This is a genomic window from Aliarcobacter vitoriensis (assembly GCF_048320235.1).
In the GTDB taxonomy this organism is placed as follows: domain Bacteria; phylum Campylobacterota; class Campylobacteria; order Campylobacterales; family Arcobacteraceae; genus Aliarcobacter; species Aliarcobacter vitoriensis.
In genome coordinates, this window is the sequence record NZ_CP182882.1 from 1,877,897 (window position 1) to 1,901,248 (window position 23,352).

At 26.2% G+C, this 23,352-nt stretch carries 27 protein-coding genes and 1 other RNA gene; 17 read left to right on the plus strand and 11 right to left on the minus strand.

The genetic code is table 11. From position 1 onward, the window contains the following. Positions 1-167 precede the first annotated feature (167 nt). The 3 genes from ACNSOS_RS09315 (at position 168) to ACNSOS_RS09325 (ending at position 2,955) form a co-directional block, all read left to right on the plus strand. On the plus strand, positions 168-374 hold the full coding sequence (locus ACNSOS_RS09315; RefSeq protein WP_418185068.1) for a hypothetical protein: 207 nt from the start codon (positions 168-170) through the stop codon (positions 372-374). 178 nt (positions 375-552) lie between these two features. Further along, positions 553-2,529 (plus strand): TonB-dependent siderophore receptor, encoded by a 1,977-nt coding sequence (locus tag ACNSOS_RS09320; protein ID WP_418185069.1) that lies wholly within the window; start codon positions 553-555, stop codon positions 2,527-2,529. Between the two features lie 90 nt (positions 2,530-2,619). Next, the gene (locus tag ACNSOS_RS09325) at positions 2,620-2,955 is read left to right on the plus strand and encodes a ComEA family DNA-binding protein (RefSeq protein ID WP_418185070.1); all 336 of its coding nucleotides are present in this window, start codon (positions 2,620-2,622) and stop codon (positions 2,953-2,955) included. A 213-nt stretch (positions 2,956-3,168) separates the two neighbouring features. Here the strand turns inward: ACNSOS_RS09325 and ACNSOS_RS09330 are convergent, their stop codons facing one another. From ACNSOS_RS09330 to ACNSOS_RS09350, 5 genes are all read right to left on the minus strand, one after another. Continuing rightward, complete coding sequence (locus ACNSOS_RS09330; RefSeq protein WP_418185071.1) at positions 3,169-3,546, minus strand: DUF86 domain-containing protein; 378 nt, start codon at positions 3,544-3,546, stop codon at positions 3,169-3,171. Beyond that, positions 3,539-3,838 (minus strand): nucleotidyltransferase family protein, encoded by a 300-nt coding sequence (locus tag ACNSOS_RS09335; protein WP_418185072.1) that lies wholly within the window; start codon positions 3,836-3,838, stop codon positions 3,539-3,541. Before ACNSOS_RS09335 ends, ACNSOS_RS09330 begins: the two co-directional genes overlap by 8 nt. Positions 3,839-3,889: 51 nt before the next feature. Beyond that, a complete protein-coding gene (locus tag ACNSOS_RS09340; RefSeq protein WP_418185073.1) occupies positions 3,890-4,060 on the minus strand; it encodes a helix-turn-helix transcriptional regulator in 171 nt (56 codons plus the stop codon). A 77-nt stretch (positions 4,061-4,137) separates the two neighbouring features. After that, entirely contained in the window at positions 4,138-5,181 is a 1,044-nt protein-coding gene (locus tag ACNSOS_RS09345) for a replication endonuclease (RefSeq protein WP_418185074.1), read from the minus strand. Between the two features lie 78 nt (positions 5,182-5,259). Next, positions 5,260-5,526, minus strand: a complete 267-nt coding sequence (locus ACNSOS_RS09350) for a hypothetical protein (RefSeq protein ID WP_418185075.1) — start codon at positions 5,524-5,526, stop codon at positions 5,260-5,262. A gap of 143 nt (positions 5,527-5,669) precedes the next feature. Here ACNSOS_RS09350 and ACNSOS_RS09355 point away from each other — a divergent pair, with 143 nt between their 5' ends. Beyond that, positions 5,670-5,918: a plasmid mobilization protein gene (locus ACNSOS_RS09355; RefSeq protein WP_152060394.1), complete on the plus strand. Its 249-nt coding sequence runs from the start codon at positions 5,670-5,672 to the stop codon at positions 5,916-5,918. A 34-nt stretch (positions 5,919-5,952) separates the two neighbouring features. On the opposite strand, the gene ACNSOS_RS09360 is transcribed toward ACNSOS_RS09355, so the two are convergent. The 5 genes from ACNSOS_RS09360 to ssrA form a co-directional block, all read right to left on the minus strand. Continuing rightward, complete coding sequence (locus ACNSOS_RS09360; protein ID WP_418185076.1) at positions 5,953-6,453, minus strand: hypothetical protein; 501 nt, start codon at positions 6,451-6,453, stop codon at positions 5,953-5,955. A 1-nt stretch (position 6,454) separates the two neighbouring features. Further along, a complete protein-coding gene (locus ACNSOS_RS09365; RefSeq protein WP_418185077.1) occupies positions 6,455-7,321 on the minus strand; it encodes a hypothetical protein in 867 nt (288 codons plus the stop codon). A gap of 30 nt (positions 7,322-7,351) precedes the next feature. Then, positions 7,352-7,750, minus strand: a complete 399-nt coding sequence (locus ACNSOS_RS09370; RefSeq protein ID WP_418185078.1) for a tyrosine-type recombinase/integrase — start codon at positions 7,748-7,750, stop codon at positions 7,352-7,354. 149 nt (positions 7,751-7,899) lie between these two features. Further along, positions 7,900-8,580 (minus strand): tyrosine-type recombinase/integrase, encoded by a 681-nt coding sequence (locus tag ACNSOS_RS09375; RefSeq protein ID WP_418185079.1) that lies wholly within the window; start codon positions 8,578-8,580, stop codon positions 7,900-7,902. A 175-nt stretch (positions 8,581-8,755) separates the two neighbouring features. Further along, positions 8,756-9,156: a transfer-messenger RNA gene (ssrA, locus tag ACNSOS_RS09380) on the minus strand. Between the two features lie 140 nt (positions 9,157-9,296). Here ssrA and ACNSOS_RS09385 point away from each other — a divergent pair. From ACNSOS_RS09385 to def, 7 genes are all read left to right on the plus strand, one after another. Further along, the gene (locus ACNSOS_RS09385) at positions 9,297-10,499 is read left to right on the plus strand and encodes a saccharopine dehydrogenase C-terminal domain-containing protein (RefSeq protein WP_418185080.1); all 1,203 of its coding nucleotides are present in this window, start codon (positions 9,297-9,299) and stop codon (positions 10,497-10,499) included. Position 10,500: 1 nt separating this feature from the next. Then, entirely contained in the window at positions 10,501-11,649 is a 1,149-nt protein-coding gene (gene nspC / locus ACNSOS_RS09390; RefSeq protein ID WP_418186313.1) for a carboxynorspermidine decarboxylase, read from the plus strand. Between the two features lie 21 nt (positions 11,650-11,670). Next, positions 11,671-12,594 carry a polyphosphate kinase 2 gene (ppk2, locus tag ACNSOS_RS09395; RefSeq protein WP_113893553.1) on the plus strand — a complete coding sequence of 308 codons (924 nt, stop codon included), beginning with the start codon at positions 11,671-11,673 and terminating at the stop codon, positions 12,592-12,594. Between the two features lie 9 nt (positions 12,595-12,603). Beyond that, entirely contained in the window at positions 12,604-13,734 is a 1,131-nt protein-coding gene (ppk2, locus tag ACNSOS_RS09400) for a polyphosphate kinase 2 (protein ID WP_418185081.1), read from the plus strand. Between the two features lie 100 nt (positions 13,735-13,834). After that, positions 13,835-15,136, plus strand: coding sequence for a trigger factor (gene tig / locus ACNSOS_RS09405; RefSeq protein ID WP_418185082.1), 1,302 nt, complete (start codon positions 13,835-13,837; stop codon positions 15,134-15,136). A 14-nt stretch (positions 15,137-15,150) separates the two neighbouring features. Continuing rightward, positions 15,151-15,735: an ATP-dependent Clp endopeptidase proteolytic subunit ClpP gene (clpP, locus tag ACNSOS_RS09410; RefSeq protein ID WP_113908595.1), complete on the plus strand. Its 585-nt coding sequence runs from the start codon at positions 15,151-15,153 to the stop codon at positions 15,733-15,735. Between the two features lie 9 nt (positions 15,736-15,744). Then, positions 15,745-16,260, plus strand: a complete 516-nt coding sequence (def, locus tag ACNSOS_RS09415; protein ID WP_418185083.1) for a peptide deformylase — start codon at positions 15,745-15,747, stop codon at positions 16,258-16,260. Between the two features lie 8 nt (positions 16,261-16,268). Here def and ACNSOS_RS09420 read toward each other — a convergent pair whose 3' ends face one another. Further along, a complete protein-coding gene (locus ACNSOS_RS09420) occupies positions 16,269-16,643 on the minus strand; it encodes a hypothetical protein (protein WP_418185084.1) in 375 nt (124 codons plus the stop codon). Between the two features lie 83 nt (positions 16,644-16,726). Here ACNSOS_RS09420 and ACNSOS_RS09425 point away from each other — a divergent pair, with 83 nt between their 5' ends. The 6 genes from ACNSOS_RS09425 to ACNSOS_RS09450 all read left to right on the plus strand — a co-directional run bounded on the left by ACNSOS_RS09425 (position 16,727) and on the right by ACNSOS_RS09450 (position 23,341). After that, positions 16,727-18,232 (plus strand): YifB family Mg chelatase-like AAA ATPase, encoded by a 1,506-nt coding sequence (locus tag ACNSOS_RS09425; RefSeq protein ID WP_418185085.1) that lies wholly within the window; start codon positions 16,727-16,729, stop codon positions 18,230-18,232. Between the two features lie 67 nt (positions 18,233-18,299). After that, on the plus strand, positions 18,300-19,184 hold the full coding sequence (gene era, locus ACNSOS_RS09430) for a GTPase Era (RefSeq protein WP_113893595.1): 885 nt from the start codon (positions 18,300-18,302) through the stop codon (positions 19,182-19,184). A gap of 64 nt (positions 19,185-19,248) precedes the next feature. Beyond that, complete coding sequence (locus tag ACNSOS_RS09435; RefSeq protein WP_418185086.1) at positions 19,249-20,133, plus strand: hypothetical protein; 885 nt, start codon at positions 19,249-19,251, stop codon at positions 20,131-20,133. After that, complete coding sequence (locus ACNSOS_RS09440) at positions 20,111-20,830, plus strand: hypothetical protein (protein ID WP_418185087.1); 720 nt, start codon at positions 20,111-20,113, stop codon at positions 20,828-20,830. The genes ACNSOS_RS09435 and ACNSOS_RS09440 overlap by 23 nt, the downstream gene beginning before the upstream one ends. Continuing rightward, a complete protein-coding gene (locus tag ACNSOS_RS09445; RefSeq protein WP_418185088.1) occupies positions 20,799-22,163 on the plus strand; it encodes a GspE/PulE family protein in 1,365 nt (454 codons plus the stop codon). Before ACNSOS_RS09440 ends, ACNSOS_RS09445 begins: the two co-directional genes overlap by 32 nt. Beyond that, a complete protein-coding gene (locus ACNSOS_RS09450) occupies positions 22,163-23,341 on the plus strand; it encodes a type II secretion system F family protein (RefSeq protein WP_418185089.1) in 1,179 nt (392 codons plus the stop codon). Before ACNSOS_RS09445 ends, ACNSOS_RS09450 begins: the two co-directional genes overlap by 1 nt. Positions 23,342-23,352: the final 11 nt, after the last annotated feature.

The following is a 23,352-nucleotide window of genomic DNA, read 5'->3' on the forward strand; positions in this document are numbered from 1 at the left end:
AATCCATTTTATGTTATTCTAACAACAAATATACTTAATTTTGTTACTAAAAGTAACTCTAGCTAACAAATTTTAAAATTCTTTCTTAAAAGTTGTCCATTTTTTTCATTTAAATCGTCTTACTATATAGAGAAACAAATTCTCAAAATTAATACAAAGGATTAAAGATGAAAAGAAAGATTTTCATATCAGTATTAACATCAATGATGTTAAGTGGAACAATGTTAAATGCAAAAGAGATAAGTTTGCAAGAAGCAGTAGAGAATATAGTAAAGAAATATAATGTAACATATATTTCAAAATCAAAAGATTTGAAGAATAAAATAGTAGATTCGGAAAAAGTGAGTTTCGGGGGGGGGTACGGTATTAAGTAATCTAAATAGCGTACTAGAAGAACATAATCTCAAAGCTATCGAAGAAGATAGCATAATTTACATAATAGAAAAACCAAAATATAAAAACTTTGGTAATACTACGGTTTTAGATGAAATTTCTGTAAAAGATAATAAAGAAAATAGCTATACAAGAACTCAAGATAATTCAGCAACAGGTATGAACTTATCACTTAAAGAAACTCCACAATCAGTTTCAGTTATAACTTCAAAAAGAATGGAAGATCAACAACTAAATACTATACATAGTGTTCTTAAGAATACAACAGGGGTTATAGTGGATGAATCACTATCAACAGGTGGAGTAGGTGAAACTAAGATTTTTTCTCGTGGTTATCAAATCAAAAATTTCCAAGTAGATGGAAGCTCAACGACTGTTTTTACAAATCATGATACAACAAATGGAGGTTTTGATACTGCTATTTATGATTCAGTTTCAGTAGTTCGTGGAGCAACTGGGCTTTTAACAGGAGCAGGTGATCCAAGTGGAAGTGTTAATTTAGTGAGAAAGAAACCAACAAAAGATTTTCAAGCATCTTTAGAAGCTCAAACTGGAAGATGGGATAAATATAGAGGAGTTGTAGATATTGGTGGTGGATTTAATGAAGATGGTTCAATCCGTGGAAGATTTATAGCTTCTTATAAAGAAGGTGGTTTTTATATCCCTGAATTTATAAATCAAACAAGCACTTTATATGGTGTATTAGAAGCTGATTTATCTGATTATACGACATTATCAGCGACGTGGGAACATACAGACGGAAAACATAATGCTCAATCAGATGGATCATTTGCTCCAAGATTTGACTGGAATAATGGGCATAGAATACTAACAAATTATGATAAATATACTTGGATAGTAGCAGATTGGGTAAAAGAAGAACAAACAAATGACAATTTAACTCTAGCTTTAACTCATCATATAAATGATTATTGGAAGATAGATACTACATATAACTATCTTCAAAGTGATGGTAAAGCTAAATATTTTGATTGGGATGAACCTTATAATACTAAATTTGATAATAAAGGGCATACAATTGATTTAAAACTAAATGGTGGTTTTGAACTTTGGGGACAAACACATGAATTAGTTTTAGGATTTAATGGTTCAAAAAGTAAATCTGATGGGTTTGATAGAGAACTTTTAGTTAGCAATATGAATGATAGACAAATTATAAATAATAAAATGGTGTGGAAAACACCAATCTGGGGTGAAAAAATAAGCGGTAGTTTTGAATCTAAGGTACGACAATATGGTGCTTTTATCTCAACTAAATTAAACTTTACAGATGATTTTTCAGCAATTCTAGGTGGAAGATATAGTGAATGGAAAGATGATTTTGTAAATTCTTGGGGTTATGAAGATCATCGTAAAACAAATGGTTATTTTTTACCATATTTAGCTTTAACTTATGATATTACAGAAAATCTTACAACTTATGCTAGTTATACAGAGATTTTTAATCCACAAAGTACACAAGATAAAAGTGGTAGGTTTCTTGAGCCTGAAACAGGATTTAACTATGAAATTGGGTTAAAAGGTGAGTGGTTTGATGGACGACTAAATAGTAGTATAGCCCTATTTCAATCAGGAAAAGACAATCTTGCAGTAACAGATAAAGATTCAAATGGTAATTGTTACAGAACTCCAACAGGTGATTGTGCTTCTAAAGCAGAAGATGATACAAAAAATAGAGGTTGGGAGTTTGAAATTGTAGGAGAAATCACTCCAAATTGGCAAGTTCAATTTGGTTTCTCTTCATCAATATTAAAAGATAGTGCTGGAAATAGATTAAATAGTACACTTACTCCAATAAGAACTGCAAATTTATTTACTACTTATAAACCTATATCTAAATTAACTTTAGGTGGTGGTCTAAGATGGCAAAGTGAAACTTCTGAAAATTATGTTAAAAATAATTATATTAGTATAGGTCGTGAAGATATGGTTGGAGAAGCTACACAAAAAGATTATTATGTAGTAGATTTGATGGCAAATTATGAATTTAATAAAAACTTAAATTTATTGGTAAATATCAATAATTCTTTAAATAAAGAGTATAAAAATAGTTTTCGTACTTACTCTTATGGAGATGAAAGAAATTGGATGGCTACTTTGAAATATAAGTTTTGATTTATTATCAATATAATTAGATATAAAATTGTATTGACATTATAATTATTAATCGATATAATTCTCATTATTTAAATTAAAGGAGATAAGATGAAAAAATTTATGGTATTACTGATGTTATGTAGTTCTTTTTTGTTTGCAATTAATTTACAAACTGCTTCAAAAGAGGAACTTATGGGGATAAAAGGAATAGGTGAGAAAAAAGCTGAACAAATACTAGAATATAGGAAGGTTAATAGTATTAAATCACCAGAAGATTTGAGAAATATCAAGGGGTTTGGAGATTCTATTATTAACAATGTAAAAAATGATGTAAAAGCTAAAGGCTCATCAAATAAAAATGATGAAAAAGAAGTAAAAGATTCTAAAGAAAAAGAATCAAAACAAGATAAAAAATCTAAAAAAGATGATGAAACTAAAAAGTAATCTTTTGATTTTTTTAAGATAGTTAAGAGTAATTCTTTTGGCTATCTTTTTTGTATATATTAATTTACAAAACTAAAACATAGCTCATAGATGTATTACAATTTGTTAAACAATGTATATTTGGTGGGATGTGCGGGATTGAACTAGCTTTTAAATAGGTACTTTGTAAGGAATTTATATAAAAGTACCCCTAAATATACCCCTAAAATAAAATTAATTTAGGTCTTTTATTATTTGAATTGTAGTTTCAAGTAATTCATTAACATCTTTTCTACAAATAGCAAAAATTACTTCAGCATCTAAATCAAAATAGTGATGAGATAAAATATCTCTGATACCTTTTACATTTTTCCACGGGATATTTGGATAATTTTTTAGAAGTTCATTATTTGATAATTTATCGATATTTTTAAATCCTTCTCCAATAGCTACTAATCTCATAGCAATACTATCAAGTTTTTCAAGCCCATTCTCATCTTCCAAGAAATCATCACTTGAATTGATATTTTTTGCTCTTTTTCTAATTAGTTCTAAAGAGTATTTAATATCTTCAAGTGTAGAAATAATCATCTCTTTTCGTTCATTATGCATAAATCAAATCTTTGTGAATCATTTTAAGAAATATAGGCTTAATATTCTTATGTTCTCTTATAATATCTACTTTTCTATTTAAATCATTTTCTATTTTTTCTTTAATAGCTACCATATCAAATAATGATGGTTTCATTTTTACAAAAATATCTATGTCGCTATTTTCAGATGCTTCATCTCTTGCATAGCTTCCAAATAGTCCTATCTGCTCAACATTATATTTATTTTTGAATTCAGAATAATGCTCTTTTAAATAATTTAAGATATTTGTTCTATTAATCTGTTTTGACATTGAAATATCTCCTTTTAAATTTTTATTCTGTTTGATTATATCATAAAATATTTATACCTTTTCTTTCATCCAAATACTTATTTTTTCTTCTTCCCAAATAGTTATTCTAGGACTCAACTTTATAGGCTTAGGAAATTTACCCTCACTAACCCATAACCAAATTGTACTTTTTGCAATGCCAGTTTTTTTCATTACATCTTTTATTCTCAAAAAATTGCCCATGTGTTCTTTCTCCTTTCCACTGTTTAGGCAAGGATTAAAATCCCTTATAAAATCTGTTTATACTTTTTAAAAAAGTATCAAAAATCTAAAAGTCCATTTTTCAAAGTATAGTTCTCACTTCTTTGGTAAATAAGCTCATCACCAAAAAATATTTCCATTATCTTATTTCTATTAGTTTGCAGTACATAAATAGCAAGAGATTTCTTTTTAACTAAAGAGGTTAATTCTTTTAAATTAAATTTTTCATGTAATAGTCTATATAAACTTAATGGTGCTAAAGTTTTACTACAATTAAATCTAACTATTCTATGTTTACAATACCAAGCATTTAAATATTTCTCTTTAGTTGATAAATTCTCTTTTTTAGATAAAGGTAATGTTTTATTAATATATTTCATAATATATGAAGTAGCATTTTTTATATCTGTTTGAATATCATTTGTTTTATTATCAAACAATCTTTTAAATGCAGTAACCACTCTATTTATACTTGATTTTGGAACAAACAATAATATATGAGTATGTGGAGTTCCATTTTTATGTGGCTCATTTACTCTAAAATATATTCTTTCATCTTTTGATAGTTCTTTTAAACTTCTATCATGTCTAAGTCTTGAAAACATTTTTGTTAAATGTTTTACAGCTTCTTTGGGTGTAACATGATTATATTTTGAATTTGGTATTAAAGTTTTAGTTTTTTTATCTATTTTCATTTTATGAAATTCACTTGGTAGTGTTAAAGTCATAAAGATTGGGAATAGATTATTTTCTTTTGCTTCATTTGTTAAAGTATTGATTCTATTTTGAATCAAAGCATGATATCTATTTGGATTATGATTTGCAGAAATTACTAAATTTTTTAATGGAATTTGTGTTCTTGATATTTTGTCATAGATATAGTTATATTCTAAAAAACAATTTTGTTTTTTGATTTTCTCTAATACATCTTCATAATCATTTTGAGTTAATCCATAAATCTTATGATTTTTGCTTATGTCCACAACTTTTTTATAAGTAGTCAAGGAAGATGAAGAAGAAAAAGTTTGTTCCGACACTACACAAACTTTTATCTTCTTATCTTCACTAATACAACTGTTAATATATTCTTTTGTATAATCCATTTAGATATCCTTTAGCGAGGTTATTTAGTTCAAAGGAAGATTAACCGCCAAGTAAAATTTTTCCTTTGGACAACTTAATTAAACTGCTGTTAATGAAATAGCAGACTTAGAATAAATGCTACAAATTACTTCAATTTGTTGCCCTTTTTTTGTCTCATATTTTGCTTTTGAATTTTCATCTATTTTTACATCATATAGTTCTGATTTCGTAGCACCATTTGATAATTTTTCTTCAACCAATAATTGAAGACCAAAAGTTTTTTGAGTTGTCTCACCAGTTTCTTTATTTACAAATGGAACTCTTTCGTAAGTGTTGAGCATAGTTCCTTTTAATGTAAGTTGCATTTTCTTCTCCTTTTTTTGTATAATGATAGACATAAATTGTTAGATGACTTTCTTAAATAAATAAATCGCCATCATAAATATAATAAATGACTGTCAAATATTATATGACATTAACTTAAATTAGACTTATAAATGGAGTACTTATGTTAGAAAATAAAGCAGGAAGACCAAAAGAAGAAAATCCAAGAGATGTAAAAGTAACAGTTAGATTTACAAAAGAAGAAAATGAAAGAGTAGAAGAACTAGCAAAAAAAATGGGTATGACTAAAGCTAGATTAATGAGAAACCTTGCTTTAGGTGGATTAGAAGATGCTGAATTTTTACAAAAGGTAGGAATTTTACCTCTAGTTAAAAATATTAGAGATTATGTAGATAAAATTAGAGGGATTTAGTAATTTTTAGGATGAAATATCTCAACCTAAAAATTTATTTTAATTTACTTGATAACAATAATATATCATTTATTGAAAGATAAATAACTAAAATAGTAATGAATATAGATAAAAAACTAAGTATCTTTAATAAAAAACAATAATATGAATCAATTGTAGTAATGATTTCAGAACTTGATAATAACATATAAAAAATACTAACAATAATTGACACAAAAATAAGAATTACACTCATCTCTACATTTGTAATTAAAAATTTTTTATAGTTAATATTTTGATTAGGTAGATTTTTAATTTCTTGTGTTAATAATACTGTTAATGAAAGTACCAAAAAAGCAATTATAATTGAATTTGTCGAAACTAAAACTGTGGCAACATCTTTATGATTAATTTTAACAACACAATAATGAAATATAATTTGTACTATTAAAGAAAAAACTAATGGATAGAATATTTTCCAGAAATAATAAAAAAAATTATGTATATTTAATTGTTTTCTGAAATTTATATAATCTATAAATATAGTTTTTATCATATTAATTCCTTAAAAATGTAAATAATGTATTTTGAAAGTTATCACTTAAATCAATTTCAATTCTAGCAGGTTGATTCCAAGATTCTATACCTGTTTCATTATGTAAAGTTGCTATTCTTCCATCTGAATCTTCACACTTTATAACATATCTTGCTCTACCTCTTCCTTGTAATCTTGATCTAGCAACAGCTAATGTACTAGATAAGCTTGTACGACCAGTAATACTTATTAAGATTTTTTCGCTATTTATTATTTCGCCTCTTTCTGTATTTTCATCCATATGTAATATAAGTTGTTTCCCTTTTGTTGCATTATCAAATAATACTTCATAATCCATAGTATTAAAATCCATAACTAATTCAAAATCATTATAATTATGAATATCCTCTAATACATCAATATTTAGAAAAGCTTCTTGTACAATATTTTTTAATAATTTATAGACTATAACATTCGGTAATGCATGATATTGATATTCAAAAGCAAATTTTATAGAATTATCATAAATTATACAAAAAACTCTTAATGTATAAGCAAGACCTTCGGAACTATTTAATTGACTTAATTGATCCCAGTTTGTAACATCGACAATAGCTTGATTATCATTAGTTTTTGCATAAATTATTTGAAATTCATATAATTCACGATTTTGAATAGTATTTAAAAGTATAGGTTTACTATATGTAGCAATTATATGTTGGAATGAAGCATAATCTATATCATAATTTAATGGTGCTTGGTTATAAATAGCAATTGTGTTATTCGAAATAATCTTATCAGTGTAAAGACTATTATCAATGTTATCTCCCGAGAATACATCTGTTAAATTATTGTTTAAAGTTCTTAATAAATATCTTTCAAAATACATATATTACCTTATTATTATTTTTTAATAATATCATAATATATTTATTATTTGAAATAGATAATTTTCATACCAATCAATTAATTTTCTCATTCCTTGTTTGTAAGTTGCTCTATTATAAGCCTCTTTAACTTTATTAGTTTCTTTGTGGGCTAATAAAGCTTCAATCACTTCTCCACTACATTGGTGTTCATTCATATTTTCATAAGCTATTGTTGAGAACATTGCCCTAAAACTATGAGGTACAAATTCTTCTTTTGTATAACCCATTCTTCTTAATGCAGAAATTAAAGTATTTTCACTCATTGGACGATTTTTATCTTTGAAACTTGCAAATACATATTTGCTATCAGAAGTAAATTTTTTTACTTCGTTTAATAATTCTATTACATAATTTGAAAGTGGAAGTATAAATTCTGATTTTGTTTTCATTTTGAAGCAGGAATTATCCACTCCTTATTTTCAAAATCTATTTCACTCCATTCACAATGACGAATATTAAAACTTCTTACAAATACATAAGGTAACATTTTCAAAGCCATTTTTGTAGTGTAGTCTCCTGAATATTCATCAATAGCTAGTCATAATCCTTTTATATCCTCTTTCTTTGTAAAAGTAGGGTAGTGATTCTTCTCAACTTTTCCTATTACTATTTTTTGTTCAATATCAGCAATTATATTATGAGGTATGTATTCTAAAGTTACAGCATATTTATATATTTTATTTAAAAGCATATAAACTCTTTTTGCAGTATCTAAAATATTTTTACTTTTTAAATCTTGTAATATTTCTATTATATTTAATCTTGTAATTTCTTCAATAGGTTTATTTTTTATAAATGAATAAACATAGTTTTCTAATGCTTTACCTATTTTAATATGATAATTCTCCGTTACTTCACTTTTATAGTTTTCTAACCATTCTTGAGAAACTTTATAAAATGTATTTTCTTTTTTCTTTTCATATATATTGATTTCTTCTTTAGATTGTTTTTTTTGTTCGTTTGGGTCGATGCCTTTTGCAATTAAAGTTTTATATTCATCTTTTATTTCTCTTGCATCTTTTAAAGATATACTTGGATAAGTTCCTAAAGCAATTATTTTTTCTTTATTATTGAATCTATATTTTAATCTCCATCTTTTTCCACCTGATGTTGCAACTAATAAAAAAAGACCACCACCATCAAATAGTTTATAATCTTTTTCTTTTGGTTTTGCATTTTTTATTTCTGTATTAGTTAGGGGTAGGATACTTTTTGCCATAATAAAAATCCTTTTAGGGGTATATTTTAAATTTATATTATGTATTTTAGCAATATACCCCTAAACTTTTTAGATTTTATGATTATTGTTTAGACTATATTGTTTGTAAAAGATATAAGAAGTTCTATTTTATGGGTGGTTTGTGGGCTTTGTAAGATTTTTTTGGATTGTATATTGGTGGAGATGTGCGGGATCGAACCGCAGTCTTAAAACAGCTCATAAAAGCGTCTACATGCTTAGCAAAGTTGAAAAATTTCACTCTATAGCAACTCAACTTCCAAAAGCAACTATAAAGCTAAGATCTAAAATTTCTCTCTAAAGTTCAATCAATCCTTTAAAGATAATCTATCTAGTGTGAACCAGCAATAATCTACATAGATAGAATCTGTAGTGCCAGTCTCCAAAGACTCAAGGCCAGAAAGGCCGAGTCAGTAAGTTGTTAAACTTACGCAGCTTTTGCGTAAGCTGGAGCGTAATTTGTATTGTTTGCGTCTAAAAAAAATGAACCGCGTAACGGCATGTTCAGGCCGACATGCAACTAATACTCACTGCTCTAATCGATACCAAGTCATCCCCAATATAAAACGTAATTCTACATAAATAAATTTAAAACTATGTTAATTTTGTAATTATATGTAATTAAATGGTTACTAAATACTATTTTTTTATTATAAAATAGTTATAATCAATACATAAAAATATTTGGAGTATTTAATATGAGTAAAAAAGGTATTTTAATAATTGGTGCTGGTGGTGTAAGTAGGGTTGCCACTGTGAAATGTGCAATGAATATTGACACTTTTGAAAAAATCACTTTAGCATCAAGAACAGTTTCAAAATGTGAAGCAATTGCTGAGGATATTTTAAAAAATCAAGGTGTAAAAATAGATGTAGCTTCAGTTAATGCTGATAGTGTAGAGGAATTAGTAAAATTAATAGAAAAATTAAATCCAAAATTAGTATTAAATGTAGCTTTACCTTATCAAGATTTAACAATTATGGATGCTTGTACGAGATGTGAAGTTGATTATGTAGATACTGCAAATTATGAACATCCAGATGAAGCTAAATTTGAATATAAATTACAATGGGCAAGAGATAATCAATTTAAAGAAGCTGGAGTTATGGCTCTTTTAGGTTCTGGATTTGACCCAGGTGTTACAGGTGTATTTTGTGCTTATGCTCAACAAAATTTATTTGATGAAATTCATACAATAGACATTATGGATTGTAATGCTGGTGACCATGGGTATAAATTTGCTACAAATTTTAATCCAGAAATAAATCTTAGAGAAGTATCTGCAAATGGTAGATATTGGGAAAATGGTGAGTGGATTGAAACAACTCCTTTAGAAATTAGAGTCGATCATGATTATCCAGAAGTAGGAATAAAACCATCATATTTACTATATCATGAAGAGTTAGAATCATTAGTAAAAAATATCAGAGGTTTAAAAAGAATTAGATTTTTTATGACTTTTGGAGATAGTTATATTCAACATATGAATTGTTTACAAAATGTTGGAATGCTAGGAATTGAACCAATTGAACATAAAGGTGTAATGATTACTCCCATTGAATTTCTAACTACATTATTACCAGACCCTGCAAGTTTAGGTCCACGTACAGTTGGAAAAACAAATATTGGTTGTATAATCGAAGGTATCAAAGATGGAAAATCAAGAAAAGTTTATATTTACAATGTTTGTGACCATCAAGAATGTTTTAAAGAAACGGGAGCACAAGCTGTAAGTTATACAACAGGTGTTCCAGCTATGATTGGAAGTAAACTTTTATATAAAGAAATTTGGAAAAATACAGGAGTATTTAATATAGAAGAGTTTGATGCAAAACCATTTATGGATGAGTTGATGACACAAGGTCTTCCTTGGAAAATTTTAGAGTTAGATGCAAAATAGTATGAATAAAAAATATGAGATTTTAGATAGTTTTGAGAAGCTTCCAAGTCCTGCTTATGTTTGTGAAGAACAACTTTTAGAAAAAAACTTAAAGCTTTTAAAAAAAGTTCAAGATGAAGCAGATATTAGTATACTTTTAGCATTAAAAGGTTTTGCTATGCACTCAACTTTTGATTTATGCAAAAAGTATTTAAAAGGTTGTTGTGCTTCTGGACTTCATGAAGCAATTTTGGCAAAAGAAGAGTTTGGAGGAGAAGTTCATACTTATAGTCCAGGATTTAAAGATGAAGAAATTGATGAAATTATTTCTATTTCAAATCATTTAGTTTTTAACTCTTTTAGTCAATTAAAAAGATTTAAAGATAAAGCTTTTGGAAAAGTATCTTTAGGAATTAGATTAAATCCTGAATATTCAAGTGTTGAAGTTGATTTATATAATCCCTGTGCACCATTTTCAAGAATGGGAACTACAAAAGCAAATTTTGATGAATCTTATCTTGAATACTTAGAGGGGTTTCATTTTCATGCTCTTTGTGAACAAAATGTTGATGCGCTTGAAGGTGCACTTACAGCTTTTGAAAGAAATTTCTCTCAATATTTTGATAAATTAAAATGGGTTAATTTTGGTGGTGGACACCATATTACAAGGGCTGATTATGATGTAGAAGGATTAATAAAACTTTTAAAAAGTTTTAAAGCTAGATATCCACATCTAAAAGTTTATATGGAACCAGGTGAGGCTATTGGTTGGCAAACTGGATATTTAGTTGCAACTGTTCTTGATATTATAGAAAATGGAATGAATTTAGCAATTTTGGATACAAGTGCAGAAGCACATATGCCAGATACTTTAGCAATGCCATATCGTGCAATGATAAGAAATAGTGGCGTTGCAAATGAGAAAAAATATACTTATAGATTAGGTGGAAACACTTGTTTATCAGGTGATATCATTGGGGATTATTCTTTTGATGAAGAGTTAAAAGTTGGAGACAAAATTATTTTAGAAGATATGATTCACTATACAATGGTAAAAACAACAACTTTTAATGGAATAAAATTACCATCAATAGTTATAAAATCTAAAGAAGGTAATTTTAAAGTTATAAGAAATTTTGGATATGAAGATTATAAAATAAGACTTTCATAAAATTTACATAAGGATAGGAAAATGGGACACGATAGAGGATTGGTTAAACAAACATTTGAAGATAAAGATGTTATTGATACTCAAGAAAATATTGAGCATGGTCAAGATAAAAAAAGAAAAAGGGTTAAGTTAAAAGAAGAGATACAAGATGGAGAGCAAAAAGTTCAAGTTTGGATAAAAAAAGAGACTTTAGAATATCAAAAAAAACTTACAAAGCTACAAATTGAGCTTTTAAAACTTCAAAATTATGTTAAATCTAATGGACTAAAAGTTTTGATAATCTTTGAAGGAAGAGATGCTGCTGGAAAAGGTGGAACTATAAAAAGAATCACTGAACACTTAAATCCAAGAGGAGCAAGAATAGTGGCTTTAGAAAAGCCAAGTGATACAGAAAGAACACAATGGTATTTTCAAAGATATACACAGCATCTGCCAAGTGCTGGAGAGATAGTATTGTTTGATAGAAGTTGGTACAATAGAGGTGGAGTTGAACCTGTTATGGGCTTTTGTACAAAAGAAGAACATCAACAATTTTTAAGAGATGTTCCTGAATTTGAAAAGATGCTTGTAGAATCTGGAATAATATTATTTAAGTTTTATTTTTCTGTATCAAAAAAAGAACAAGAAAAAAGATTTAAAAAAAGAGAAACTGATCCATTAAAACAACATAAATTATCACCAATAGATAAAGAGTCACAAAAGATGTGGGATAAATATACATCAGCAAAATACTCTATGCTTATGGCATCTCATACACAAGTTACTCCATGGATTATAGTAAAAAGTGATAATAAGAAAAAAGCTAGAGTAAATTGTATTCGACATATGTTAAATTCTATAAATTATGATAAAAAGTCTAAAGAAGATATTTTTGAAATAGATAAAAAAATTATTATTGGTGGAGCTTTAGAGCTTGAAAATATGCAAAGAGAACAATTATCATAAAGGTTTGTAATGAATTTAAATGAATTTGAATTAACAATACAAAATGGATTGTATATATCCAAGGATGAACACCCTAAATATGGTAAAAAATATATAGCAAGATTTCAGTATGATAAAAAAAGATATGTTAAAGTTTTAGGATATACAATAAGAGATAATATTACTTTAAATAAAGCTATTGAGCTTATTGAGAATTTTAAAAATTCTGTTATAAAAGATACAAAATTAACTGCAAAAACTGCATCAAAAGTATTAAAAGAAGTTCCTAAAAAACCAGTAAATAATAGATTAGAAGAACTTCAAGATGAGAATAAATATCTTAAATCTTTATTAGGTGATTATAAAAAATTGGATAAAGAAGTTTTAAATGAAGGTGTTCAAAAAATATATGATTTACAAAGTTTAAAACCTTATCAAATTGAACTTATAAAACTTCAAGATTGGCTTGAAAAAGTAAATAAAAGAATGATTATTATCTTTGAAGGAAGAGATGCTTCTGGAAAAGGTGGAGCAATAAGAAGAATTACAAGATATATGAATAACAAGCACTACCGTGTTGTAGCTCTTGGAAAACCAACTGAAACTCAGAAAAATCAATGGTTTTTACAACGATACATAACTCATTTTCCAACTGGTGGAGAGATAGTTTTATTTGATAGAAGTTGGTATAATCGTGCTATGGTTGAACCAATTTTTGGATTTTGTACAGCTGAAGAACATGAAATTTTTATGGAAGATATTGTAAATTTTGAACAAGATTTAGTTAGACAAGGAATGATTCTAATCAAACTATACTTTTCTGTTTCAAAAGAGGAACAAAAAAGAAGATTTGATAGAAGAATAAATGATCCTTTAAGACAATGGAAATTTTCAGAAGTTGATATGCAGGCACAAGATTTATGGGATGAGTTTAGTGAGAAAAAGTATGAGATGCTTAGACGAACTACGTCAAGAAGTGCTCCTTGGCATATCATAAGAAGTGATGATAAACATTTAGCAAGACTTGAAGCTATGAAAATAATTTTAAATTCTGTTGATTATGATGGAAGAAATTATTCTTTAAATTTTGAAGCAAATGAAAATATAAATATTTCAGTTCAAAAAGAGCTACTTCAAATGAGAAAAACTAAAGATTATTAATCTTTAGTTTTTCTTTTTACTACATTAAAAAACTTTTTAGTAAAGCCTTAGTAAATTTTCGGTAAAATATTTGTTAAAATTTTAATTCGGAGTAAGTTTAATGGAATTTAAAGCAAATAGAGTTGATGAAGCAAATGTTGAAATAACTGCAACACTTTCAAAAGATTTAATTGAAAAAAACTTAGATAAAGTAGCACAACAAGCTGCTAAAACTATGAATATTCAAGGATTTAGAAAAGGTAAAGTTCCTGTTGCTGTTGTAAAACAAAGATATGCGGATAAACTTTTAGAAGATGCACAAGGTGAAGCTGTTAGAAAAGTTTTAAATGAAGGGTTAAAGCAATTAGATATTAAAAATTCAGATTTAATTGGTGAACCAAATATTACTAAATTTGATAAAAAAGACAATGGAAGTGTAGAGATAGAAATATCTGTAGCTTGTAAACCACAAATTGATTTAGGTGATTATAAATCTTTAGTTCCTAATGTTAAAGATATTGAAGTTGGAATAGAAAAAATTGATGCAAGATTGACTGAAATTGCATCTTCATCTGCACCTTTAGAAAAAATTTCTAGAAAAAGAGCAGTAAAAGATGGAGATTATGCGGTAATTGATTTTGAAGGTTTTGTTGATAATGTGGCATTTGAAGGTGGAAAAGCTGAGAAATATCCATTACACATTGGTTCAGGTTCATTTATCCCAGGATTTGAAGAACAAGTTATTGGAATGAAATATGAAGAGGAAAAAGATGTTGTTGTAACTTTCCCAAAAGAGTATCAAGCAAAAGATTTAGCTGGTAAAGAAGCTATATTTAAAGTAACTTTACATGAAATTCAAGAAAAAGCAGCTCCTGAATTAAATGATGAGTTTGCACAAAAAATGTTACCAAATGAAAAAGATGTAACAATTGATACTTTAAGAGAAAAAATAAAAGAGCAAATGGTTGCACAAGATAAAGCTACATATTATAGAGAAGAAGTTAAACCTACATTCTTAGAAGCTTTAGTTGAAAAAATTAACTTTGCTTTACCAAAAACAGTAGTTGAGCAAGAAGTAAATTTTGCATTAAATAACAAAATTAGAACAATGAGTGAAGAAGAAATCAATGAATTAAAAGAAGATGCTTCTAAAGTTGAAAAAATAAGAGAAGAATTAAAATCTGATGCAACAAATTCTGTAAAAGCTACATTTATCATTGATGCTTTAGCAAAAGCTGAAAGTGTTGATGTAACTGATCAAGAAGTTACACAAGTACTATATTTTGAAGCATTACAAATGGGACAAAATCCACAAAATGTAATAAAACAATATCAAGAAGCTGGATACCTACCTGCTATTAAAATGTCAATGATTGAAGAAAAAGTTACTTCAAAATTATTTGATGAAAAATTAGGAAAATAATTTTAGGAAATAAAATGAGTTATATACCTTATGTAGTTGAAAAAACTGGACGTGGTGAACGAAGTTATGATATTTATTCAAGACTTTTAAAAGATAGAATCATCATGTTAAGTGGAGAGATAAATGATGCTGTTGCTTCAACAGTTGTAGCTCAGCTTTTATTTTTAGAAGCTGAAGACCCAGATAAAGACATTTATCTATATATCAACTCTCCAGGTGGAGTAGTAACAAGTGGTATGTCAATTTTTGATACTATGAATTATATTAAACCTGATGTTTGTACTATTTGTATTGGACAAGCTGCATCTATGGGTGCATTTTTACTTTCAAGTGGTGCAAAAGGTAAAAGATACTCTTTACCAAACTCTAGAATTATGATTCATCAACCTTTAGGTGGAGCAAGAGGTCAGGCAACTGATATCCAAATTCAGGCAAAAGAGATTCAAAGATTGAAAGATACTTTAAATGGTATTTTAGCTAGTCAAACTGGACAAGATGTTAAAACTATTGAAAAAGATACAGATAGAGACAATTTTATGAGTGCAGATGAAGCTTGTAAATATGGTCTTATTGATGAAGTGATTTCAAAACACAAATAAGAAAGAGTTATGATTAGAGAAATTATTACATATCCAAATAAATTACTTCGAACAAAATCTGAAGATGTTATGAAGTTTGATGAAGAACTTCACACTCTTTTAGATGATATGTATGAAACTATGATGAACGCTTCTGGAGTTGGACTTGCAGCTATTCAGGTTGCAATTCCACTTAATGTTTTGATTATAAATATTCCAAATGAAGAAGATATTCAAGATAAGGCTGAGTTAATAGAAGCTATAAACCCAGTTATTACTCACAAAGATGGTGTTCAAATATATAAAGAGGGTTGTCTAAGTGTTCCTGAATATTATGAAGAAGTAAAAAGAGCAAAGCATATAATTGTTGAATATTTCAATAGATTTGGAGAAAAGCAAACTATGGAATGTGAAGACTTTTTAGCAGTTGCTTGGCAACATGAAATGGAACATTTAACTGGGCATCTTTTTATAGAAAATCTATCATATACAAAAAGACAAAAATTTGAAAAAGAGTATAAAAATAGAAAAAAATCTAAAAGATAATTTCTATTTTAAATACTTTTATATGTAATATTCGCTATTAAAACTATCAAAAACGAATTAAAAACTATCCAAACTCCCCAAAAAAATATCTTTTCAAATCTTGAAGCAAAAATATCTCTAAAATGAATAGGGCAAGATTTAAAAGCCATAAATATGGCAAATACAATAGAAATAATAAAACTATAAATATTAATTTGTGAAAAGAGAACAGTAAAAAATACTAAAAATGGTGTAAAAACATTTAATGCAAAAAGCTTTGCATAAGATTTTCTTCTTTTATCTCCATTGAAATATCCTACTGTAAAACCACAATTTGGGCAGATTGTTCCTAATCTTGATAATATTTTATTGTTACAATCTGGGCAATCTATAAAATCTGACATACAATTTCCTAAAATTTTTTGCCAATTATAGCTATATTATTTTAAATATTGTACTATAATAAAAACACTTTATGAGAAAGATAATGAAAATAATAAAATCAGCAAGTCTTGATACAATAGATGCTATTTTGATAGATGTAGAATCAACATTTACAAGAGGAATGCCAAGTTTCACAATAGTAGGTATGATAAGTACAAGTATAAGTGAGTCTAAAGACAGAGTAAAATCAGCTTTATTAGTAAATAATTTTAAATTTCCACCTCTAAAAATAACTGTAAATTTATCTCCTTCTGAAATATCAAAAAAAGGAACACATTTTGACTTGGCTATTGCTTTACAAATAGCACTTTTTGATGAACAAAAGCTAAAATTTGATGATTTTTATTTTTTTGGTGAGTTGGCACTGGATGGAAGTATAAAAGATACAACATTGATTTTCCCTATGGTTTTATCTTTGGTTAAACAAGGATTATTAAAAAAAGTTGTTGTTTGTGAAAATAGTGCAATAAAACTATCAAATATACCAAATATTGAAATTTATGTAGTAAATAATCTAAATAGTGCCATAGAGTTTGTAAAAACTGAAAATAAAGAGAGATTTTTATATAAAAAAGAGATTTTAGAATATAAAACTATTGAATTAAATGGTGAAAAATATTTTTATGATACAAATTATACAGAAGATTTTAGAGATGTTTTAGGACAAGATATGGCTAAATATGCAGCTATGATTTGTGCAGCTGGAAATCATAATTTGATTATGGAAGGAAGCCCAGGTTGTGGAAAGTCTATGATTGCAAAAAGATTGCAATATATTTTAGCTCCTATGAGTTTAGAAGAGATTTTGGAAAAAGCAAAACTTCAAGCACTTGATTTTAAGGATGTAGATTTTTCTCCAATAAGAGCTTTTAGAAGTCCACATCATACGGCAACAAAATCTTCAATTTTAGGTGGAACAAACTCAAAAATGGGCGAAGTTGCACTAAGCAACAATGGGATTTTATTTTTTGATGAATTACCACACTTTCCAAGTAATATTATAGAAGCTTTAAGAGAACCACTTGAAGATAATAAAATTTTAATCTCAAGAGTAAATAGTAAGGTTTTATATCAAACAAAATTTATCTTTGTTTCAGCACTCAATCCTTGTCCTTGTGGAAATAGGCTCTCTAGTGTGAAAGAGTGTAGGTGCAATGAGCTTGAAATTCAAAGATATAAAAATAGACTTAGTGAACCATTTTTGGATAGGATTGATTTGTATTTGGTGATGAATGATAGTTTTAATGACAATAAAAATATCGTAAGTTCAGCCGAACTTCACGAAAGTGTTATAAAAGCTTTTATCAAACAAAAAAGTAGGGGACAAAAAGAGTTAAATGGAAAACTAAGTGATGAAGATATAAAAAAGTATTGTATCCTTGATGATGAAAGTAAGGAAATACTTGAAAAAGCAAGGATAAATTACTCACTATCTTTTAGAAGTATAAATAAAGTTTTAAAAGTAGCACGAACTATTGCAGACTTGAATAACAATGAGATTATTTCTAAAAATGATTTATTAAAGAGTTTAAATTTTAGAAGAAGGTAAAATATTAAAAATAAAGCCTTATAGAAATTATGTTACTATTACAACTATTTATTAAAAAAGGCAAATAATGACAAAATGTGGATATGTTTCAGTTGTAGGACGACCAAACGCAGGTAAAAGTTCTCTTCTAAATTGGCTTGTTGGTGAAAAAATAGCGATGGTTTCACACAAAGCAAATGCTACAAGAAAAAGATCAAACATAATAGTTATGCACGAAGATGACCAAATTATATTTGTAGATACTCCAGGAATTCACGAAACAGAAAAACTTTTAAATCAGTTTATGTTAGATGAAGCATTAAAAGCTATGGGTGATTGTGATTTGATACTATTTTTAGCTCCAGTTACTGATAGTTTAAAATATTATGAAGATTTTTTACAAAAAAATAAAAAGAATACAAAACATATATTACTTCTAACAAAAATAGATTTTATAAACAATGATGAATTGATGGTAAAACTAAAAGAGTATGAAAAATATCAAGATAGATATGAAGCGATGATTCCAATATCTATAAAACGAGCTACAAAAAAATCTGATATTTTAGATGAGGTTGTGAAATATTTGCCAGAACATCCATATTTATTTGACCCAGAGATTATGACAACTGAACATTTAAGAGATATTTATAAAGAGTTTATAAGAGAATCAATTTTTGAAAATATTAGTGATGAAATACCTTATGAAGCTGATGTTGTTGTAAATAAAATAGAAGAAAAATCAAATGTAGATGTGATAAAAGCTACAATTGTAGTGCAAAAAGATACTCAAAAAGGTATGATAATAGGAAAAGGTGCAACTGCCATAAAAAGAATAGGAAAAGATGCAAGAATAAAAATAGAAAAACTTAGTGGTAAAAAGTGCTTTTTAGAACTTTTTGTAAGTGTTAAGAAAAACTGGACAAAAAATAAAGAAGCTTTAAAATCTATGGGTTACGAAATAGAGAATTAATCTTAATTTCAAGATAGCTTAAATATAATTCAAATGTTTGCTCTATATTTTCTAGGGGATAAATATGACTACATTTGCTTTATCAAAAGATATTTTTGTTTTTGAGGTCGAAACTAGCGAAAAAATAGATGAAAGATATTTAAAAAATTTTGTCTTATCTAATTTAAAATTAAAAAATATCAATTTAAATCCAAACAATACCATATATATAAATTTTATTGAAAATATAAAAGAGTATCAGTTTTTTATAATAGATAATAGTTTTAAATATTTTGAATTTGAAGCTTTTTACTCTATTTATCAAAATAAAAAAGTTAAAGGATTTGAACTTTTTATTTGTGATGATTTCTTTGTTATTTTTAAAGACTCATCATTTTATTACTACCAAAAAATAAGCCAAAATATAAATCAAGATGATTTTTTACAATTTTTAGATAAAAAATTTAAAATAAAAATAGAAAAAATACATCAGATAAATAGTGATTTTTTAAAAGATTTAAAAATTGAATTTTTAAAAACAGTTCCTAAAAAATACTCAAAAGAACCATTAAAAAAGATTGAACTAAAAAGAGATTTTAGTTTTTATATATATGTTTTCTATATTTTTATAGTTATTTTTTGTTCATATTATTACTATGAAGATAGTCTAAAAGTAGAAGAGAAAATAGAAAATATAGTCAATATTGAAGATATAAAAGAACAATATGCTTTTAGAAGTTTTGAAGATAGTTTTTATGAAATTCTAAAAAATATTGATAAAAATGGAATTGTTTTGATATCTTTTGAATTTAGGCAAAATATGGCAAAAATTGTTCTAAATTCACAAAAAAAAGAGAATATAAATATTTTTCTAGAAAATTGCAAAAATGTATTTTCATCTTCTATAAATTTTATTGAAGATAGTAAAACTTTTGAGGCTACAATAGATGTTGAATTCAGTCAAAAATAGCTTTGAAACAAGTAATTTAAAAATCAAAATAGAGCTTTATATACTACCTATATTGGTTTTATTTTTAATATATATTTTATTTTATGAACAAAATAGTGAAGATTTTGCACAAGATCAAAATATAGAATTAATAAATCTTGAAAATAAAAAATATGATAAATCAACATTAGAACTTTTAAATGATATTGAAGAAATAGCAAAACAGAACAATATTTTTATCCAAAAAAGTGAAAATAGCAAAGATGATATTTTTTTACAAGCAAAATCAAAAAAGAGTGATTTATTAAATTTTTTACATAAGATAGAAATTCTAAATAATTTTACAAATATTTATAGTTTGAGTTTAAAAAAAGTTGGATTTGATGATTATTTATTTGATTTAAGAATAGATATATCAAAGTTTTATATTAAAAAAATAGAACAAAAATATTTGCTCAAAAATGATGAAATATTAGAAAATATTGAAGATATAAAAGAAGAAAAAATAGATTTAGGAAATAGTCAAAAAATTGATTTTGAAATTGGTGCAATAGTTGGAAAATATGCTTTTATAAATAATACTTGGGTGGAATTGAACGACTATATATCTGATTACAAACTTGATTTTATAAGTAGAGATTTTGTTTTATTAAAAAAAGATGGAGATATTGTAAAATTGGAGGTGAATGGTATTGAGTATCTTAAAAATTCTAATTGATTACTCTTTATTTGAAAAATATGATCAAGAGTATTTTATAAAAAATTTGATTGTTCCGATTTGTGAAGATAGTATTAGTTTGAAATTTGCAGTTTGTAAGAATTCAAATTTAACAACTATAAAAGATGATTTTGTAAAACTTTTGACTTATGTTGAAGTTGATGAATTTGAGATTTTATTTATATTATCAAATTTAGAAAGTAGAAAAAATCTATACAAAATCGCACAAAAATCAACAATCCAAAATAGTTCTGAGAAATATACGGCACAGTTTTTAGATGAACTTATTTTATATTCAATAGAACAAAGAGCAAGTGATATTCATATTGAAAAATTTAAAGATTTAGTATTGTTTAAATTTAGAGTTGATGGAAGATTGAAAATATTTTTTAGTTTTGAAGCTGAATTTTTTAAAATATTTTCATCTTTTGTCAAGCTTATATCGAATTTGGATATGACACAAACACGCCTTGCTCTTGATGGTAGATTTACACGATATATCGATGATAAAAAATATGATTTTAGGCTTTCAACTATGCCAACAATAGAAGCTGAATCAATAGTTTTAAGAATTTTAGACAATAAAAACATAGATAAAAATCTTCAAACTTTAGGTTTGAGTGAAGATATATATTCTACACTTTTTGATGTTTTAAAACTAACTCAAGGTTTGATTTTGATATCTGGTCCAACAGGAAGTGGTAAGACTACAACTTTATACTCTATTTTAAAAGAGTTAAATAGTGATGAAAAAAAGATAATAACAGTTGAAGACCCTATTGAATATAAAATAGATAGTATAAATCAAGTACCTATAAACAATAAAGTAGGGCTTAGTTTTGAAGTTGTTTTAAAAAATATTTTAAGGCAAGATCCAGATATCATTTTTATTGGAGAAATAAGAGATAAATTTTCACTAGATATTGCACTTCAAGCTTCACTTACAGGGCATTTGGTATTGGCTAGTATTCACTCTTCAAACTGTTTGGAAACAATCACAAGATTGATTGATTTAAAAGCAGATCCATTTTTGATATCCACAACTTTAAAAGCTATTATGGCTCAAAGATTAGTTTTGACTTATTGTAAAAATTGTATGGCAAGTGGTTGTAAAAAGTGCAATTTTACAAAATTTTATGATAGAAGTTCCATAGCTGAAATTTTAAAAGTTGATGAAAAAATATCATCTTTGATTTTCCAAAAAGCAAGTTTAAATGAGTTTAAAGAGTATTTAAAAACTATCAATTTTAAAACAATGCTTGATGATGGAAAAGAAAAAGTTGATAAAAAGATTACAAATATTGATGAAGTTTACAAAGTGGTAAACTTTTGATGAAAAAATATAAAATCAAATATCAAGAAAATGGACAAATAAAAACTAAAATTGTAACAAATACAGAACTAGAAGAACAAAAAATATCTAAAAATATTTTGGATATTAAAGAGCAAAAAAGTTTTAATTTAAACAAAAAAATTGCTATTGATGAAAAAAGTTTGAAAGATATATTTTATGAATTAAATTTGATGTTAAAAGCAAATATAAATATAAGTGATGCTTTGGAAATCTTGATAAAAAATAGAAAAGATAAAAATATTATAGATTTTTTGCAAACTATAAATTACTCTTTATCAAATTCAAAGCCTATAAAAAATGAGTTAGATAGGTTTAAAATAGATACAAACATAAAGTCTTTTTTAGAAATTTCTCAAAATAGTTCAAATTTAAGTTTGAGTATTGAAGCAATTTATATTTTCTTAAATGAGTCAATATTGATGAAAAAGAGTTTTTATAAAGCTATTTCATACCCTATATTTTTAAGTTTTAGTTTTATTGCTTCAATTATTGCTATATTTTTGATAGTTGTACCAAATTTTAAATCTATTTTTGCACAAGCTGGAAATCATTTACCACTTGCTACAAAAATCTTACTTTATATGGAATATTTTTTTAGAGAGTATTTTATTTTTTTAATATTAACTCCAATTTTACTCATACTTTTTTATATCTTTCTTTCTAAATATAGCACAAGATTCAATTTTCTTGTAACCAAAATGTTATTAAAGAATATTCCATTAATAAGAAAAATATACCTAAATTTCGAGTTATATAAACTATTTTTGGTTATAGACATAATGCAAAAATCAAAATATGAGTTTCATAAAGCTTTTCAAACTGCACATCTTTTATTAAAAAACAAATATTTGTTGGATAAAATATATAGTATTAATAATTTGTTAGAAAATGGAAAAACCATTAGCTATTCATTTAGTAAATCAGAAATTTTTGATGATATTGTTTTAAATCTTTTAAATACAGGAGAAGTTTCGAACTCTTTGGAACTTACTATTTGTGAGATTAAAAAGATTTATAAGAATAGATTTGATGATAGCGTAAATTTTTTAATTTTATTGATACAACCAATATTTCTAATATTTATGGCGTGTTTAATTCTTTTCATTGTAATTGCAATATTTACACCAATTTGGGATATGGGAAGTATGATTCAATAAAGGAGCGTATA